General features: G+C 71.3%; 10 protein-coding genes and 2 pseudogenes. 7 read left to right on the forward strand and 5 right to left on the reverse strand.

Going from position 1 to position 18,006, the window contains the following annotated elements:
• The first annotated feature begins 190 nt into the window (after positions 1-190).
• The 7 genes and pseudogenes from ABT263_RS36410 to ABT263_RS36445 all read left to right on the forward strand — a co-directional run bounded on the left by ABT263_RS36410 (position 191) and on the right by ABT263_RS36445 (position 8,552).
• Positions 191-428 (forward strand): annotated as a pseudogene (locus ABT263_RS36410) (helix-turn-helix transcriptional regulator).
• A 148-nt stretch (positions 429-576) separates the two neighbouring features.
• The gene (locus ABT263_RS36415) at positions 577-1,416 is read left to right on the forward strand and encodes a DUF6083 domain-containing protein (RefSeq protein WP_352297612.1); all 840 of its coding nucleotides are present in this window, start codon (positions 577-579) and stop codon (positions 1,414-1,416) included.
• On the forward strand, positions 1,409-1,921 hold the full coding sequence (locus ABT263_RS36420) for an SLOG family protein (RefSeq protein WP_352297615.1): 513 nt from the start codon (positions 1,409-1,411) through the stop codon (positions 1,919-1,921). Before ABT263_RS36415 ends, ABT263_RS36420 begins: the two co-directional genes overlap by 8 nt.
• 297 nt (positions 1,922-2,218) lie before the next feature.
• A pseudogene (recD2, locus tag ABT263_RS36425) lies at positions 2,219-4,354 on the forward strand (SF1B family DNA helicase RecD2); the annotation flags it as partial.
• A 508-nt stretch (positions 4,355-4,862) separates the two neighbouring features.
• On the forward strand, positions 4,863-5,504 hold the full coding sequence (locus ABT263_RS36435) for a hypothetical protein (protein ID WP_352297618.1): 642 nt from the start codon (positions 4,863-4,865) through the stop codon (positions 5,502-5,504).
• 13 nt (positions 5,505-5,517) lie between these two features.
• The gene (locus ABT263_RS36440) at positions 5,518-8,007 is read left to right on the forward strand and encodes a helix-turn-helix domain-containing protein (protein WP_352297621.1); all 2,490 of its coding nucleotides are present in this window, start codon (positions 5,518-5,520) and stop codon (positions 8,005-8,007) included.
• The gene (locus ABT263_RS36445; protein WP_352297623.1) at positions 8,007-8,552 is read left to right on the forward strand and encodes a hypothetical protein; all 546 of its coding nucleotides are present in this window, start codon (positions 8,007-8,009) and stop codon (positions 8,550-8,552) included. Before ABT263_RS36440 ends, ABT263_RS36445 begins: the two co-directional genes overlap by 1 nt.
• Positions 8,553-8,751: 199 nt before the next feature.
• Here the strand turns inward: ABT263_RS36445 and ABT263_RS36450 are convergent, their stop codons facing one another.
• From ABT263_RS36450 to ABT263_RS36470, 5 genes are all read right to left on the reverse strand, one after another.
• The gene (locus ABT263_RS36450) at positions 8,752-11,274 is read right to left on the reverse strand and encodes a DEAD/DEAH box helicase family protein (protein ID WP_352297626.1); all 2,523 of its coding nucleotides are present in this window, start codon (positions 11,272-11,274) and stop codon (positions 8,752-8,754) included.
• A 240-nt stretch (positions 11,275-11,514) separates the two neighbouring features.
• Positions 11,515-12,003 carry a hypothetical protein gene (locus ABT263_RS36455; protein WP_352297628.1) on the reverse strand — a complete coding sequence of 163 codons (489 nt, stop codon included), beginning with the start codon at positions 12,001-12,003 and terminating at the stop codon, positions 11,515-11,517.
• Positions 12,000-14,135, reverse strand: a complete 2,136-nt coding sequence (locus ABT263_RS36460) for a hypothetical protein (protein ID WP_352297630.1) — start codon at positions 14,133-14,135, stop codon at positions 12,000-12,002. Before ABT263_RS36460 ends, ABT263_RS36455 begins: the two co-directional genes overlap by 4 nt.
• A gap of 502 nt (positions 14,136-14,637) precedes the next feature.
• Positions 14,638-17,106: a Helicase associated domain protein gene (locus ABT263_RS36465; RefSeq protein ID WP_352297632.1), complete on the reverse strand. Its 2,469-nt coding sequence runs from the start codon at positions 17,104-17,106 to the stop codon at positions 14,638-14,640.
• A 107-nt stretch (positions 17,107-17,213) separates the two neighbouring features.
• Positions 17,214-17,480 carry a hypothetical protein gene (locus tag ABT263_RS36470; protein WP_352297635.1) on the reverse strand — a complete coding sequence of 89 codons (267 nt, stop codon included), beginning with the start codon at positions 17,478-17,480 and terminating at the stop codon, positions 17,214-17,216.
• Between the last annotated feature and the right edge of the window lie 526 nt (positions 17,481-18,006).

An 18,006-nucleotide genomic window follows, 5' to 3' on the forward strand; every position in this document is an offset into this window, starting at 1 on the left:
AAAGCTACACGGCCGGCCTCCATCTACGCGGATCGATCATGTGGTTGAAGTCCCTGACCTCAACCACATGATCCGAACCTTGAACAGCTCCTAGTGCAGGCGTCTGCCCTGCGACTTGCGGCCGGAACTGGAGCAAATAGGGCAGAGGTCTGCACTGACAGGGCAGGGCTCTGCACCGTGCGATAGCACAGTGATCACCCCGCCCCCCGAACCCAACCTCACCGCGCTGCGCCTGGAGCTACGACCAACTCGCCGCCCACAGCGGCCTGTCGCGCCGTACCCTCATCGAGATCGAGGCCGGCCGCACCATCGGAACCCTCGCAACCTGGCACGCCCTCGCCCACGCCTTCGACGTCTCCCTCGCCGGCCTCACGGCGCCCCTGTGTGACGGCCGCACCCCGCCCGCCCCCGGTCGGCAGGTCGACTGACTGGTGGCCGAGGCGCCACTCGAACGAGCACCACCATTCGAACGCCAGCCCAGTCGATGGCCGCCCCTGCGAGAAGACATCCACCATCGGGGGGCCTCGGCGCTGTCCGCCACCAGGGCACGGCAGATCGCATGTGATCTTCACGCCCATGACACCCCCCTCCTTCGTGCCCGGACTCCGCTGGGACGGCTCCCGCCGTGGGCCGCAGACCAGCAGAGCCCTGCGCATCGACCCGAACAGCCCCACCAAGACCCCGCGTTCAGCACTCATGGACACCTGCCGCCACTGCGGCAACGCCATCGAGTGGTGCCACCGCGTCGACGGCGGCTACATCCCCCTCCACCCCGCGGAACTACCCGCCGCCCGCGTTCCCCCGCAGCTGCGCTGGTACATCGCCCACGGCATCGCCTACCCCACCGGCACCGGCTCGCCGTGGTGCCGCATCCCTCACGCGGACCTGTGCCCCGTCACCAGCCCAAGCCCCCCGGCGGACACCCTCGACGGGCTGCGCCGCACCCTCGCCCTCCGTACGCGGAGCCTGATCGATCTGGGCCTGATGCTCCCGCCCGGCACAGCCGATGACCTTCACCAGGCGCAGGCCGGCCCCGACCGCCCTGTCGTCCGCCTCCTCCACACCGACTACCTCGCCCCGGGCCCCCTGCGCACCATCCGGTGCGTCGCCCAGACCCGGCGCCGGCGCCGCTGCCACCACCTCGTCGACGCTCCCACCCCGGCCGGCGGCCGATGGATCCTCCTGCCGGTCCAGGACACTCCCACCGCACCCACGGTCATGACCGTCTACCACCTCGGCGACCTGCCCTCCAGCGAACAGGTCCGCTGGAGGGACCAGCACTGCACCCTGCACCGGACCGGCCACGCAGCCGACCTCCTTCCCCCGCAGTGGGAGCTCTTCGACCCTGCCGTCCACCACCGGCACATCCACCCCACGCTGCCCGACATGCACCACGGCGGAGGCGCCGATGCATGACTCCCGCGTCCTGGTGTGCGGAAGCCGCCGCTGGCCCTGGCCCGACACCATCCACACCGTCCTCGACCGCCTCGCCACCCGCCACGACACCCGCCTCGTCATCATCGAAGGTGCGGCCACTGGCGCCGACCGCGCGGCCCACCGATGGTGCACCCAACACGCCCTGCCCGCCTGGCGCCACCGCTGCTACCCCACAGCATGGGACGCCGACCGCGCCCGCCGCCCCCACACCTGGCACACCACCACCGCCGAGCGCCACCTGGCGATGCTCCTCGACGAGGAACCCGGCCTCGTCATCGCCTTCCACGAAGACTTCAACCCCACCGGCGAAACAGGCGACACCTGCCTGAAGGCTCTCCTCCTCGACACCGCGGTCTGGCTCGTCCCCACCGCCTCCGCCGGTCACGGCCAATGGCTCACCGAAACCGACTTCCCGCCCGGCCACACCGCCCGCTGCGCAGCCCACATCCAAGCGGGCCGCGCCCGGCAGACACTCTCCGGCTGACGGACAGAGCACACCACCGACACCACAACCCCCGCGGGAGACGGCCGGGACCACAGCATGAGTAACCCCGGCCGACGCGCAGGCACCCGCTCCGTACGCCCCCGACAGCGCTAACGTCCAGTCACAACACACGCCACCCAAGGCCGGCCAGCAGAGGAACCGACCCGATGAGCGACCAGCCGCAGACGGTCAACGGAATCGTCGAACGGATCCTGTACGTCAACAGCAACGGCCACACCACCCTGCGGCTCGGCCTGGAAGACGGCACCAGCATTCAAAGGCGAAGCACTTCTCGGCGTCCAACCCGGCGAAACCCTCCACCTCACCGGAAACACCACCCAACACCCCATCCACGGAACACAGTTCCACACCAGGGACTGCCACTACACCGAGCCCTCCACCCTCCACGCCATCCGCAAATACCTGGCCTCCGGACTCGTCAAAGGCATCGGCCCCAGACTCGCCGACGCCATCGTCGACGAATTCAAGGAGGACACCCTCCAGATCATCGACACCGCTCCCAATCGACTTCGGGAAGTCCACCTCATCGGCCCGGCCCGCTGCGCGGAGATCATCGCGTCCTGGCAGCTCCACCAGGAGATCCGCCAGCTGATGGTCCTCCTCCAGAGCGCCGGCATCTCCGCCACCCACGCACCCCGCATCGCCCGCCACTTCCGCGTCGAACGCCAGGAAGCCCACGACGTCGCGGACGTGCTGGAGATCATCCAGGACAACCCCTACCGCCTCACCGAGGTCTACCGCATCGGCTTCAAACTCGCCGACAGACTCGCTCTCTGGCTCGGCCTGCCCGAACGCGGCCCCCACCGCCTCCGAGCCGCCCTTCTCCACACCCTCGACGAAGCCGCTCTCAAGGAAGGCCACTGCTTCCTCTACGAGCGCCAGCTCTACACCCGCACCACCACGAACCTCGGCGACGGCACCCTCACCGACCTTCTCCCCGCCCAACTCGACGCACTGCGCGCCGAACGCCGCGTCATCGTCCAACCCCTGCCCTACGGCGACCACCACCGCCCGGCCGCCTTCTCCCCGCACCTGCACGCCGCGGAAGCCTCCGTCGCCTCCCGACTCGCCCGGCTGCGTGTCACCGGAACGCGCCTGGCAGGGATGGGGGAGTGGCACACCGCACCGCTCCCACTCGGGGACCGGGAACAGCATCTGGCACCGGCACAGGAGAGCGCGGTCAGGATGGCGCTCGGCGAACCGGTCTCCGTGCTGACCGGCGGACCGGGCTGCGGGAAGTCGTTCACTGTGCGGACCATCGTCGACGTCGTGGAAGCGGCCGGCGGCCAGGTCGCCCTGGCCGCGCCCACCGGCCGCGCGGCCAAGCGCCTGGCCGAACTCACGGGCCGCCCCGCCACCACCATCCACCGGCTGATCGGCAAACCCCGCGACGAGGACGACGGGCCGGTCAGTCTGTTCGACGCCCACGACCCGCTGGAGGCCGACCTCATCGTCGTCGACGAGGCCTCCATGCTCGACCTCGCCCTGTTCGACCGGCTGCTCGGCAAGCTCACACCCGGTACCCACCTGCTCCTGGTCGGCGACGTCCACCAGCTTCCGAGCGTCGGCGCGGGCCAGGTGCTCCGCGACCTCCTCGCCGTCTCCGCGATTGCGCGCACCGAACTGACCGAGGTCTTCCGGCAGGGCGTGGACAGCGCGATCACCCGCAACGCCCACCGCATCAAGGCTGGCCAGGACGTCCACAGCACCGAGGACTTCTGGTTCATCAAGGTCCCGGACCCGCGGAACATCCCTGCCACCGTCCTGGACATCGCCACCCGCCGCCTGCCCACCGCGTTCGGCATCACCCCCGCCGACATCCAGATCCTCGCCCCCACGACCAAAGGTCCGGCGGGCACCCACGAACTCGGCCTCGCCCTCCAGGCCGCCCTCAACCCCCACGTCGACGGCCAGCCCCAGCACTGGGGCGACGGACGCCCCTTCCGTCGCGGCGACCGCGTCATCGCCGTACGCAACGACCCCCGCAAGGGCGTCCTCAACGGCTCCACCGGAACGGTCGCCGCGATCGACGACAGGGAACGCCGTCTCCACGTCACCCTCGACGATGACACCACCGTGCTGTACGGGTTCGACGAACTCGACGAACTCCTCCACGCCTACGCCATCACCGTCCACCGTGCCCAGGGCAGCGAGTACCCCTTCGTCATCGTGCCTCTCACCACCGCGGGCCCCGCCTACCTGCTCCTGCGACGCAACCTGCTCTACACCGCCGTCACCCGCGCCCGCCGCATGCTCGTCCTCGTCGGCGACGAAGACGCACTCGCCATGGCGATCAAACGCCCGACAACCCCGCGCAACACCTCGCTGGCCCCCCGCCTGCACGAGGCCCTCACCGGCGAAACAGTTCTCCCGCGCCCGCTGAGAGCCTCGGAACAAGCGGCCCTGTACTGAACGAACGGGGCTGTCAGGGGCGTGCAGGTGGCCGTTGTCGTTACGATCTTGAGGGTGCCGGCCGAACGGGTGCCCGGCAGAAGATCCGGCCAAGCCGGCCTGGCGCCGACCCGAGCATCAGGGTCTCAGCAGGCCGCCCGTCCACCAGTCGTGCGGCAAGCCATCATTGGCAAGGCCGCGGTTGCGCAAAGTCCCTTCAACGGTGAAGCCGAGTTTCCGGCGACGGCACGTGACCCGGTGTTCCCGGCCATGGCCCACCACTCGACGCGGTGGACGTCGAGGACGGCCCAGCCCCAGTCCCAGCCCGCGCCGGCACGCGGCTGGTACGGAGACGGAGGCGCTCTTCGTCACGCCCTGCCAACGTGCCGCCCCGAACGTTGGACACGCGGGCTCGGCGGCAGCCCTGGAGCGGGCCCTGGGGGCGCACGCTGTGGTGGCGCTTTTCCCTGAGTTCACAGATTGGACGGGCGTAGTATTTGGTTAAGTTCTACTATTTGGGGGTCGAACCGTGAGGATCAGCATCGGCGGCGAGCGGGTCGAGGTACCCGATGACCTGGGGCGCGCGCTGCTTGCGGCGCTGCGCGGGGCACGCTTGGTGGAGCCGCCGCTGGCCGCCACCTTCGACGACCTGACCTTCCTGGTCGCGCGGATCAGCCGCGTCACCCAGCACCTGACGGTGGTGAAGGAGCTGGCGATGTCCCGTGCGGACGCGACCGGCGGCTACTCCAACCGGCGCGCGCTGGGCATTGCGGCCGCGATGGCGCCGTCCCAGCTCGGCCGGGTGCTGGAGGGCCACGGGCTGCCGCGGGACCGCCGCAGCGGCGGAGTGAACCTCGTGTCCGCGTTCCGCACCACCGACGACGGCGTCCTCCACCTGGCCGCCGAGCCGGACGTGGCCGGCCTGTCGTCGTTCACCCTGCCGGCCACGCCCACGCCGAACGAGGCGATGGACCTGGCGGAGTTCGACGGCCGCGAGCTCACCTTCTACTACCGCCCGCAGGTCCCGATCGCGGTGGCCGACCTCGGCCGCACCGCCGGCTACACCCTGCGCGACGCGGACCAGAACGTGATCGGCTGCGTCACCGAGCCGGTCTTCGACGCCCTGTTCGGCGACCCCCGCCTCGACCCGACCCGACCCAACGGACGCTGAGGAGAACACCCCGATGTCCGACGAGCTGTTCAACTCCGTCGACGAGCTGCTCGCCGCCGTGAGCACCGGCCTGCCGGTCCCGGCGGAGCGCAAGCGGCTGCGCCTGGCGGCCGGGCTCACCCCGGCGCAGATCGCCGCTGCCCTGCGGGTGAACTCGGCCCTGGTCCAGGGCTGGGAGGACGGCAGCGCCGTGCCGGGCCCGGACATCACCCCGGCCTACGCCCGCCTCCTGGACGGTCTGGCCGCGCGCTTCCCCGCGTCCGAGCACCAGGCCGCCCCCGCGCCCGCCCCAGTGCAGGACCCGGCCTCGTCCGGGCAGCCGGCCCCGGCGCCGCAGCAGGTGATGCTGGACCAGAACCAGGACGGCTCGCTCGTGATGGGCCCGGCGGCGCCGTGCGTGCAGTGCGGCCAGCCTTCCGTCTACCGGGCCCAGGGCCGTCCGATGCACCTGGGGGGCTTCTGCCGACCCGCCACTTCTGCTGCCCCGGCTTCCACACCTGCCGCTCCCCAGGCCGAGCAGCCAGCCCCCGCCACCAGCGCGCTGGCCCCCGCCCCGGCCGGGCCGGCTGTTCCCGCGCCCGCTGCTGCTCCCGTCCAGGCCGCCGCCGCCCCGCCCCGGCCGACGTCCCCGGCTCCCGCGGCCAGGGGAGAGCGGCGTCCGGCCGCCCCCCGCACCCCGGCCCGCACCGCTGCGGCGCGCCCGGCCGCTCCCGCTGCGCCGACGGCGGCGAGGTGGTGGCCGATGGTCGCGCTGCACGCCGCGCCGGATGGCACCTGGGCGCTGGACGTCCCGGGCTTCCCGGGCCCGGCCGGGATGAAGCTGGGCGACTGGTTCGCGTGGCTGGGCACCGGCCTTCCGCTGCGCATCGAGCGGACGCACCCGTCCGGGCGGGGCGGTGACGGCACGGTCTGCCTGACCGCCGGCGCGCTCAAGCAGCTCGGTCTGCCTGCCGCCCTCCCTGGCACGGAGAAGGCTCTGGCCTCGCTGCAGGCGAAGCTGGCGAAGGCCGCGACCGCGGTCGGGATGGAGGTCTCCGAGTACGTCGGGCCGACCTTCCACGCCTTCCGCCGCGCGGGTTCACCCGGCGGGCAGAAGACGTCGGTGCGGGTCGTCGTGGCGCCGTGGCTCGGGCAGGGCGACGCCCGCCAGCAGGCCACCAGCGCCCTCGCCCTGCTGCTGGCCACCGCGCCCGACAGCGCCGTCGACGGGGCGACGTTCGCCCGCCGCTTCCGGGCCTTCACCGCCGACCTCGGTGTCGCCCCTGGCGCGACGACCGCCACCACCGGGATGGCCCTGCTGGAGGCGGTGCGCCCGCGGGTGGAGTGGGTGAAGGACCCGGCGACGGGGGAGTGGTCCTCGCACCTGCGCGAGGGCGCGCTCCCGACGGGGGACTTGTGTGTGCCGCCTGCGGCCGGGGCCCGGCACCCGCTGACCCGCGAGCTCCTCGGCAAGGGTGAGGCGGTGTGCGAGGAGGAGGACTACAAGTGGTGGGCCCGCGAGCTCACCGCCGAGGAGTCCGTGCGCCCGTGGGTGGTCGCGGTCGACGTCTGCGCCTCCTACCTCTCGGTCACCGACTCCCTGCGCCTGCCCGCCGGCCCGCTGGAGCACGTGAAGAACCCGGACTGGGGCGGCGGCAAGACCGCCGGCCTGTGGTGGTGCGACTTCACCACCACGGCGGTCGACGAGCTGCTGCCGCACCCGGCGACCTTCCACGGCCGCCCGCCGACCGGGCCCGGCTGGTACGCCACCCCGACCGTCGCCTACATGGCCACCACCTACGGCTTCGACCCGGCGACCATCACCCAGGCGTACCTGTCCGCCCACACCGTCCCGCTGCTCAAGGAGTGGACCGGCCACGTGCGGGGCGGCTACAAGCGCGCCTACGCCGACCTCGGCCTGGTCGACGGCCAGGCCCCCGAGGAGTTCCTCGCCGCCTACGCCGTCCACAAGGACACCGGCACCGACCCGGTCCGCGCGGACGCCCTGGTCCTCGCCGGGCTCTACAAGAACATCTACAAGGGCGGCATCGGCAAGTGGGCCGACTCCGCCCGCCACCTCGACGACCAGACGTGGCTGGAGAAGGTCGCCGCCGCCTGGTCCTACCGCCCCGAGATCCGCTTCCACATCATCGCCGCAGCCCGCATCGCCGCCCACCGCCGCCTGCGCAAGACCCTCCAGCTCACCGGCCGCGCCCCCTTCGCCGTCAACGTCGACTCCTACCTCTACGCCACCGACCAGCCGTCCCCCCTGGAACTCCTTCCGGTCAAGGACGACGGCACCCCGGTCCCCGGCGCGCTGCGCCTGGGCATCGCCCCGGGCAGCCACAAGCACGAGGCCTCGATCCCCTTGGCGGCCGTGGTCGAGGCGATGGAGCGCCGGGAGCACCCCTCCAAGCTGGTCCACCATTTCACCACCGACGGCACCCCGATCGGCCCGGAGCAGACCGGCACCAACGGCGATAGCGCTGGCACCGGCAACGGCGATGACGAAGGCGGCAACTGATGGCGGGCGGATTGTTCGGCCGGGTACGCGAGGCGCTGTTCCCCTCCCGGAAGGCGCCGGTGCAGTCCACCACGCAGGCCGGACAGGTACGCGAGCGCAAGTACGGCGGCAACACCAAGGCCATGGCCACCGCCTACGGCGTCTCGCCCCGCACCGTGCTGCGCTGGATCGACGGCAGCCGCCACCCCACCAAGCACCACCAGGAGAAGCTGCGTCTGGACGCGCTCGGGGTGCAGACCACCGAGCGCGGCCGGGAGCGCAAGGCGCGCCAACTGGCGCAGCGCGGCGCGGTCTCCGGCGTCACTGCCCGGGTCGGGCGGACCCGGACGTTCGAGATCCAGGGCTCGGACGCCGTCCGGGCCCGCGACATCCACCTCACCCTCTCCGGCGAACAGGCCGCTGCCCTGGCCCGCGCCGAGGACGAGGGAGACGTGCGCGAGGTGATCGGCGAGGCCCTCGCCGACTACTTCAACGGCGGCGGCGGGTACGCCGGCTTCACCGCCGAGGACTTCGAGTACGACGTCGACGACTTCGACCTGAGCTGAACTGATCCCCTCGGACAGGGTCGGTCCCTTCATAGACACGCCGTTACTTCGCCGGCGAGAAGGACCTCAGCGGCTTCCCTATCGGCGTGGGGGCACAAGCGCAGATGGCCCGCGCGGTTCCTCCTGTGGTCTGGCGGACTGGCGGTGGCCTGCAAGAAGAGCTTGGCAGGCCACCGCCCGACGGTGACGTCGGCAATGGTCACGAGGTGCGCAGAGAGTCGGCGTAGGTGGTGAAGAACCTGTCACCAGTCAGCTTGTGGTGCGCGAGCTGTTCACGGATGGCCTGTTCGTCCGCCCAGCGGTCTGGGTTGCTGGCGAGCGCGGCTGCGTAGCTCGTCACGGCTTCCTTAAGCTTCTTGAACAACGCGGGGGTGACGACGCGCATGCCCGACACTGCGATGGCCCGGGTGTCGCGGACCTGGCTGGGGTGCAGCATGATCGGCAGGGCCTCCACCTCCGCGTTATGGGCATTGAGCCAGCGGACGCTGCCGCCGAGCTGGTCCATGTCCTTCTTCGCGATGGTGTCGGTAGTGCATCCCGTCTTCAGCTCGACGACCGCCTGCCGCGTCGTCGAGAGCGCCCACAGGTTGTCCGGGCCAGTGCCGTACAGCTTCTCCGGGCGTGTGCTGGCGAACCCGAGGTGCAGTCCGAGCTGCTGCCAGGCCCGCTCGGCGTCATCGGAGCGCTCCTCCTCGCCCCACACCACGTCCTCGAACAGCGCTTGCACGCCAAGCCTGAGACCGATGCCGTCGTGATATTGGGCAGCCAAGAACTCGGCGGCGGCCCTCGACTGCACCGCGGCTGCCTTGAGTTGGACGGGGGCTCCGCCGTTGACGGGACGCAGGACGAACGCGTTGTCGTTCAGCGCCCCGGCTAGGGCCTGCTGGGCGGCCACAGGATCGGTCAGGTGCAGATAGACGGCCTTTTGCTCCCTCAGCCAGCCCCGTAGCGTCGTCTCGCCATTGCCGAGAGCGTTGACTGCCTTCTGCACCCGCTCCGCCGCAGCCGGAGTGCGGCCGGTGGCCGCGAGGTCGAACGCCTCTCGCAGCGCCACGGCCTCGCCCCGTACCGTCCCGTGCTCGGCATAGCGCACTTCCGCTAGCGCCCGCCGGCTGCGCTCCCGCCACTGCGGCACCCGCCCCAGGCAGGCCCGCAGCGCTTGGCGCACCGCGTTCAGCCCCTCTCCCGCGATCTGGCCAGCGATGTCCCGGCTCAGCTGCAGCTGCGCCTGGGTCGCGGGGGAGAACAGCGCCAGGTGACGGGCCTCGTGGATGGCGGTGGCCAGCTTGGCTCCCAGCAGCAGGACCGCGCAGTAGTCCTCGCCGTCGCGCACGCCACGGCCCATGCCCTGCTCGATCCGTTGGACCTCTCTGGCTAGGCGGACGGTACTGTCGGCCAGCGCGACGGCCTCGCGCCGTTCCACCCCGTCCAGGGGCCGGGGAACTCCGTCGAGAATCAGCAGACGGCAGGCGCCGGCCGGGAGGTTGACGCCGTCGTACTTGTTGACCAGTACCACCAGACCCACGTGGCCGGCCTGGAGGGTCTTTACGCCCGCTTCGAGGTCACCGACCCGCCAGATGTGGTTGGCATAGGGCGCCCAGTTCGCGGCGGCCCGGTCGCTGGGCACCAGCACGACGACGTTGACCGGCTCTGTCTCGGCGACACCGTCGCCGTCCTGGTCCCCGTCGGCGAACTGGCGGGCCAGCACACGTACGGCCTCGTCGTCCAGGTCCGGGTTGAGGGCCACCGGGGCCAGGATCATCCGCTCACCGAGGTCGGAGGCGCTGCCTGGCGTGACGGGCTTGGACACGAGTGCCGGGTCGGCTCCGAAGTCGGTGACCAGGGCGCTGTCGTCGGCGAGCGTCGCGGTCAGGTAGACCCGGCGGCGGGCCCGCACGAAAGAAGGGATGCGGTCGATCGGCGGACACGAGGGCCTGATCTCGATCGCCGCCGACGTCGCCGTCGCGGTGCACAGGTGCATCACCTCGGCGAGCAGTGGCCATACGAACTTGAAGGCCTGCTCCTCCCGGTGCGGGCGCAGGATCTTCAGCACCGCGTCCTGTTTGTCGGCCCATGCCCAGAACGGGATCGGTGCCAACGCGGTGGGGTCGTTGTCCTCTAGCTCTGCCCAGGCGTTCGCCGACTGGTGGCGCAGGTCCTCCTTGAACAGTTCCAGAAGCTCGTCGTAGGCCTTGTGGCCGACAGGTACACGCAGCCGGAACTGGTCCTCGGTCCGCGTCAACGCGGCGTGCGCGTCGTCGACGACGATGACACCCAGATCAATCGGCTCTTTGCCGTCCCCCACCACGCCGAAGGCCGATTTGCCGTTGATCAGCTTCTGGTAGTTCGTCACCAGCACGGCCTGGGCAGAAAGGAACGCCGGGGCGTACGGATCGTCCGTGGTAGCCACGCCCAGCCGGTCCGCCTCCTCGCGGACCTGCTTGACGAGGTAGTTGTCCGGCGTCAGGTACACGGCCTTGCCGATGCCCTCGTTCAGGGTGCTCTGTGCGATCAGCAGGCCGACGGCTGTCTTGCCTCCGCCGGTGTTCTGCTTGATCACCACATCACGGTGATCACGCCACTCGAACCACTTGTCCAGCACCTCGCCCTGCTCATGCCGCAGATACGGCCACGGCCGACTGGCCAACCCCGCGTAGATGTCTCGGGGCCGCAGCAGCGCCTCGCTGTCCCCTGTACCGATCCGATCCCAATCCAGCGCCACTGCGCCGTCCTCCCTCACCCGCTCTGGTGGTGTCACGCCGCCTGCATCCCCTCATTCTCTCAAGGGCCGCCCCGCCGCCCGGGACGACTCGGTGTGATCGACTTCCGGCCTGCTTTCACCCGGCTCGGTGCGGTTGGGTGCTTGCCCCCGCCATGCCTCGCCGTCGGGCAGCTGGCCAGAGAGCGGGCGGGTGGGTGGTCGTGACAGCGACTACCCACCCGCCCGCGCCCGGTACCGGGGTCAGGGGCCGTGCGGAGTGGGGATCGCCGCGGCTATCGCGTCGGGAGGGAGCATCAGATCGATCACCGGGTGCGCGCCGCCGTCGAGTGGGACGAGCAGCCTCGCCGCCCATCCCTCGGCGGCGAGGACGGCCCCGTGCGGCGCGTCCGCCCGGATCGGCAGGACGGTCAGCAGCACCCAGTCGCGGCTGCGGGCCGGCCCGTGCCGCGGGTGCTGGTGGTGTTCGGCAAGCCGGTCGCCGACCGCGGTCGCGTGCCGGCGGTTCACGCTGCCGACGTAGCGGCACCAGCCCCGGGCGTCCCAGGCCACGTACACCGCGCGCGGCGCGGTGATCTCGCGCTTGGCGGCCTCGACGGTCGCCCGGCAGGCCAGGCCGGAGGCCGGGTCGTGGGCGCGGGCGAGGGCACCGGCGTCCAGGAGCGGCGTCAGGGTGCGGACGGCGGGGGCGAGCCGCCGACGGATCTGATGGGGGATCGGCACCGAGCTCACGCGCCGTCACCGTCCTCGACCTCGTACTCGTATTCGACCTCGTCCTCCGGGTCCTGCATCACGTCGGCCACGGGGCCGAACTTGATGAGGGTCTCGGTGATGTTGCCCAGCTGAACCCGCAGGGCGTCCACACTGGTGACGAGGCCGAACACCTCGCGGCCACGCGGGTGGCTCTGGGTCATCTTGGCGAGCGTGAACGCGGCCCGGCTGGCGGCCTTGATCGAGCTCTCCAGGATCCTGCGCTGACGCGCATCCTCCGTCTCCGTCGTGGTGCCACCCCGGCCCTTGCCGTCGAGCTTCTTCTTCAGCTCGGCGATCGACGCCTCGGCCTCCACCGGGCTGGCCGCGTAGACCAGGTCCCACTCGAAGTCGATGGAGACCACCGCGCCGGCCTTGTCGATGACCGGCTCGCCATCCCGCACCACCACACCGTCGATCTCCCGCTCGGCGGTGTGGAACTGCTTGGGCAGGATGCTGGGGTCGGCCGCGACGTGCGCGTAGGCGATGGAGTGGAGCATCCGCAGCCCGCCTTGGGTACCTGCCAACACCGCCAGCAGGGCGTTGGGGGTGTGCCGCAGCGGTGCGGTGCGCAGCTCGCGGGCCGCGGCGAGCTTGGAGCCGCGGTCGCGGGTGATGAAGCCGGAGACGATCGCGGCGGTGCCGCCGAGCACGGTCAGCTCGGCCACCGCATTGGTCTCGCCCAGTAGCGCCCGCTCGAGGATGTCGTCGAGGACCTTCAGCGCGTCGGTGCCGCAGGTCAGCGTCCAGTTCCGCTTCCACACCGTGTCGGTAATGGTGCCGCCGTTGCCGAGGGCGCGGGCGTACTGGTCGATGGCCGGAGAGCTGCGGTAGGCGGACAGCGCCATCGGTGCGATCTTCTCGCTCACCTTCTGGCGGTCGGCCCTGCCGATGCCGAACTCCTGCTTGAGCAGCCGGTTCATCCTCTCCGCCTGCCCGGCGAGCATGCACTGCTGGTGCAGGGCCACCGACCACAGGCGATGCGGCGGCAGGCCGAGAAGCTTGTGCATTGTGGCCGGGCCGACCTCGCCGAGCAGCACCGTGTAGGTGTTGTCGTCGATCAAGTGCTCGCGCTGGGCGTGCCGGTAGACGCGCTGCATGCCCTGGGTGTTCTGCGCGCCGTCGTCCCAAGGGGTGACGTGGACGTGCAGGTTGGCCACCAGGTCGTCGCGGGCGGCGACCAGGTCGGGCAGCGGGGTGCCGTCCTCCGCGACGGCGCCGACCACCACGATGGCCGGGAAGGTCAGGGTGTGGCCCTCGCGGCGGGTCGCCTCGGTGAGGACCCTCTCGGCCAGGCCACGGCGTACGCGGGCGGCCATCTCGGTCACCTTTGCGCGGGCCGAGCGCTGGTCGGCGGGCCGGCGCGGGCCGGGGCGGTCCACCGGGCCGATCACGGCGGCTACGCACGCCGCTGCGGCCTCGTCGATGTTGCCGCCGGTGCGCGCCAGCCACATGCTGACGAGCCGGCTGTTGCCGTCGCCGGCGACGGTGTAGGTTTCCTCGACGCCGTCGCCGTAGATGACCCGGACCAGGAACAGCGTCATCGGCTCCTTGATGCCGTGCTGCAGCACGCTCTCGGTGTAGACGTTTCGCTGGCCCTGGGCCCCGTAGGTCTGGCGCATGCTCTCGGTGACCGCGTCGGCCAGGGCCTGACGGTCCGCGACCCGTACCACGAACAGCGCCCTCGGCTGCCCGGTGGCCTCGTCGATGAAGGTCCTGTAGACGACCGGGGCGTTGTTCTCCTGCTTGTCGTCCATCGCGGTGTGCAGCTTGTGCACCCACCGCTGGTTGAGGAAGTCGGGCAGCACGTCCAGGTCGGTGAACCGCCGGTGCGGCGGGATGGCGTACAGGGTGCCGCCGACGACCGGCTTGGCCATCAGCAGCCCGGCGTCAGCGGTCTCGCCGGCCGCTTCGACCAGCTTGCGCAGCAGCACGGGGTCCACCGCACCGCCGGTGACGATGTTGGCCGCGTCCTCGTCCAGCGAGTTCACCGGGTTGTCGAGCAGGGTCTTGCGGAAGCCGCGCAACTGCGTGACCGGCGCCGGGTCCGGCACCTCGTCGGGACGGCGCAGCAGCGGGGGCAGACTGTCGTTCTCGAACGCGTCGATACTCATGAAAAAAGCCCTTCGGGGACTGGCGCGCCGCAGGCTGAACCTGCTGCCCCTGGCATCGGGCCAAGGACTCCACTGCGCGCCGTCCAAAGGGCGGCGGGCGTCGTCACGGCTCCCCACCGGCTCACGGTCCGGTACGTCACCATGCCGACCGGCGTTCCACGAAACTAGGCGAGCCACTGGTCGGTCCCGAAGGTGCCAGCCGCCCTTCACCTAGCAGGTCCAACCCTGCGAGGTGCAGTTCCGTATAACCGGAGCGGTACGCGGCCGGCACTCGACGCACCGGCACCTGCCAGTCTAACCCACCCTCAGCTCGGCCGGGCGACTCCGTTGTGCGCAACGCGGTGAGACGACCCGTGGACCACGGTCGGGCACGTCCCTGGCCTGCCTCGCCGGTCACGGCTCCACAGCGCGGGCTACGGGCGCTTCCGAGACCCCGTGGTCGCCCACCCCTGCGTGCTGTTGGGGCGCGACGGACCGGTACCCGTCACCGGTCCGTCTCCGGCTACTCCCAGCGCATGCCGAGTTCGGTGAGGCGGGCGGCGCGGGCGGCGGGGATGGCGGCGCGGCGGCTGCGGCTGTTGGCGATGAACAGGCCGAGGCTGATCTCGGCGGTGGTGCCGTCGGCGAGGAGCAGGGTCTCCTTGTGCTTGCGCGGCACGTTCAGGTGCCCTTCCCGCTCCCGGTACTGGGCGGCGGCGGCGAGGTTGCGCTGCTCCTTCTCCGCGTGGCTCACCTTCGGGGCCGGCTTCTCCTCCGGCGCGAGGGGCTCGAGTCCGAAGACGTGCTCCAGCGCCCACTGCTGCGCCGGGACGAGCTTGTCCCAGCTGGCCTGTTGGGCGCGGGCCCATCCGGCGAGGTCTTCGCCCTGGACGACGATGCTGCCCGGCTCGGCACCGGCGAGCGTCCCGCCGTCCTGGAGGTGGCGCCGGGCGAGGATGAAGCACCGCCGCCAGTCCACCGGCCAGGACGGGCACCACCCCGGGTCGATCTCGTCGAGGGCGGCCTTGCGGTCGGCGGACAGCGCTCCGGTCCAGTCCAGCCCGCTCTCGCCCGCTTCCGCTCGGCGCTGGAGCGCCTCGGTGCGGCGTTGGGCGGTGCGCAGGTTCTTCATGATGGTCCCGACCGGGCGCCCGCCCCACACCGCGTCGGCCGGCGGGCAGGCGTGGCCGTGTTCGGCGGCGTAGCCGACGACCGTGACCAGGTTGTCGGTGAAGGCCGAGTCGAACGCCGACCACACCATCCCGAGCCCGTCCAGCTCCTTCACCCGCTCCGCGTCCAGCACCCCGGCGGCCTTGTAGCGGCGCTGGTCGGCCACCCACGCCCCGAGCCGGTGCCCCGACGGCGCCCGGTAGGCGTAGGGCACCTTCACGTCCCCGAACGCCGTCTTGTACGCGAGCAGCTCCTCCAGGCCCCGCCGGAACTCCTCCCGCTCCGGCTCCAGGACCCGGGTGCGGACGAACGCGGCGATCACCGCGGGGTCGCGCTGCGTGGAGAACTGGAGCAGCCGCTCCCCGGCCTGGACGGACCGCCGCTCGTCCGGGTCGCCGGCGTGCCTGGGCTCCCTGGGGGGCCGGGTCTCGGACTGCGGCAGGGCCAGGTGCTCGACGGCGGCCGCGTCGTGCGAGCGCAGCGCCATCAGCAGCTTCGCCAGCCCGTCGAACGCCCGCGACGACAGCAGCTGCTCCCCGCTCTCCCCGGGCCCCAGGATGACTGGCACCACGATGGTGGCTACCTTCCCGCTGCCCGGCTTCATGCGCAGGGCCCGGCCGACGGCCTGCACCAGGTCGACCATCGAGCCGCGCACGTCGGCGAAGAACACCGAGTCGCAATCGAAGGTGTCCACCCCCTCGCTCAAGACCTTCACGGAGGAGAGCACGTAGCGCAGCAGCCGCAGCCCGTCGTCGGCGAGCAGCGAGGAGAACGCCCCGAGCGTGGCCCGGCGCTCGGCGACGGTGTGCTCGGACTCCAGCCAGCTCGTGCCGATCAGCTCCGGCGCCGGGTGCAAAGCAGGATCCTGCTCCCACAACACCTTCGCCACCTCGGACAGGCCAGTGCTGAGCGCCCGCGCCTCCGCCACCATGTGATGGAACGACAGGACCCGCGCGAGGTCCCACTCGGCTGCGGCGGTCAGCAGAGCCGTCTGCAGGGCCGCCAGACGGGCGCCCCGGTACTCCACCGACATCTCGCTCGCACCACGCTGCTCCAGGCCCTGGAGGGCCGGGTCGGAGACGTCGACGCAGACGATCCGATACGGCGCGATCACCCCGTCCGAGATCGCCTGCCCGAGCGGGTAGTCGTGCGCGATCGGCCCGAAGCCGGACAGGCTCTCGTCATCCATGCTCGCGATCAGCTCGGCCGACTCCATCCCGGCCGCCGCAGCCCGCTCCCGGTCCCGCTCCCTGACCGCCCACAACCGGGGGGTGGCCGTCATGAACAGCCGGCGGTCACAGACGATCCGGGTGTTGTCCAGGATCGCCGCCCACGGCTTCCCAGCCTGACCACTGACCCGGTGCGCCTCATCCACCACCGCGAGCGAAAACGGCTCCAAGTCCACCTGCTGCGCCTTCTCCAGGTGCCCCAGGCCCAGGCTCGCGTAGGTGGCGAAGACGGTCACCCGCTCGGGGCCGGCCGTCCAGCGGATCAGCTCGGCCGGATCGGTGGTGCACGGGATCCCGGGCTGCTCGCTGCCCTTGAGGGAGCAGAGCCCCACCATCCGCCCGCCGTGCCCCTCGCGCCGCCAGACCTCCACCGTCTGCTCCAGCAGCGGCAGGGACGGCACCAGCACCAGCGTCCGCTCCGAACGCAGCCGCCCGGCGACGTGCACGGCCGTGAGCGACTTCCCCGAGCCCGTCGCCGCCCGGATCTGGCACCGCAGCCCCTCCGGCGGCAGCAGACCCGACGCCGGAGGCGTCAGAAGTCGTACTGAAGCATCGCACGCCTCTTCCTGGTTCAGGCGCATTTTCTTCGCCATAATTACTGCCTCCCTTTCACAGAATTCATGCGATGCAGCAAGAGAGCCGACATGGCCTTTTCGGGAAGTCCAGAACTCGGAGTTATCCTGTTTCCCGTGGTGGTTTCTCAGTCTTCGGGCACCCAGGGACCCCGACCGTTGTGCAGGTCGTCGGCCAGCTTGTCGTGCAGGGCATGGACGCAGGTAGTCACCCACTGGCTGAGCTCGGAGAGCCGCTCGTACTGGGCGATCAGAAGGGGCCCGGCGACGGCGAAGCTGTGCGGTTCCTGCTCCATGTCGTCGGCGATGCCCGGGAACATCCGCAGCACCCGCCACAGATCGACCGGCGCCGCCTTTTCGGGGTCCGGCAGCTCAATACCGTCAGCGTCTCGCACGATCACAGTATTCACCATCCATTCTGGAGTCACATCCGGAGCCTTTTAGCGAGGCGCAGAATCCGGCCGATCTTGCAAGGTCGAGGGCGACGGTGCCTGTCCCGCAATCCAGAGTCTAGCTGGCTGCTGTCTTTGATGCACTGAAATGGGCGAAGCCCGCCCCCATACCACCCCAACGAGTGACCCCGCCCCCTGACCGCCCCTCACCAACCTACCTCCAAGGCGCGAAGCGCCCACCCGCCCACCCGGCGAGCGCGGGCGAAGCCCGAACCCCCACCCAGCCCCCGCCAAGGGCCCGCAGGCCCGACCCTGACACCCGCCCAACTCCGCAGCGAAGCGCGGAGTTGACCCACCACAACCCCCGCGCGCAGCACCCGCCAACCCCCGACGATCGGGCGTAGCCCGATCCGGCCGGCGCAGCCGGCCCGCTCCCCGCGCGCAGCGCGGGCCAGCTCCCGGCGAAGCCGGGAGCCCCCGGCCGAAGGCCGGGGCAGTACCGGCGCCAAAGGCGCCGCGCAGCGCCGAA

Source organism: Kitasatospora sp. NPDC001603 (assembly GCF_040298365.1).
GTDB lineage: Bacteria > Actinomycetota > Actinomycetes > Streptomycetales > Streptomycetaceae > Kitasatospora.

Excerpts from the sequence above, each read along its gene's own strand:
- ABT263_RS36415 (WP_352297612.1), top strand. The coding sequence starts at position 577 with ATGACACCCCCCTCCTTCGTGCCCGGACTCCGCTGGGACGGCTCCCGC.
- ABT263_RS36420 (WP_352297615.1), top strand. The coding sequence starts at position 1,409 with ATGCATGACTCCCGCGTCCTGGTGTGCGGAAGCCGCCGCTGGCCCTGG.
- ABT263_RS36440 (WP_352297621.1), top strand. The coding sequence starts at position 5,518 with ATGTCCGACGAGCTGTTCAACTCCGTCGACGAGCTGCTCGCCGCCGTG.
- ABT263_RS36445 (WP_352297623.1), top strand. The coding sequence starts at position 8,007 with ATGGCGGGCGGATTGTTCGGCCGGGTACGCGAGGCGCTGTTCCCCTCC.
- ABT263_RS36460 (WP_352297630.1), bottom strand. The coding sequence starts at position 14,135 with ATGAGTATCGACGCGTTCGAGAACGACAGTCTGCCCCCGCTGCTGCGC.
- ABT263_RS36465 (WP_352297632.1), bottom strand. The coding sequence starts at position 17,106 with ATGGCGAAGAAAATGCGCCTGAACCAGGAAGAGGCGTGCGATGCTTCA.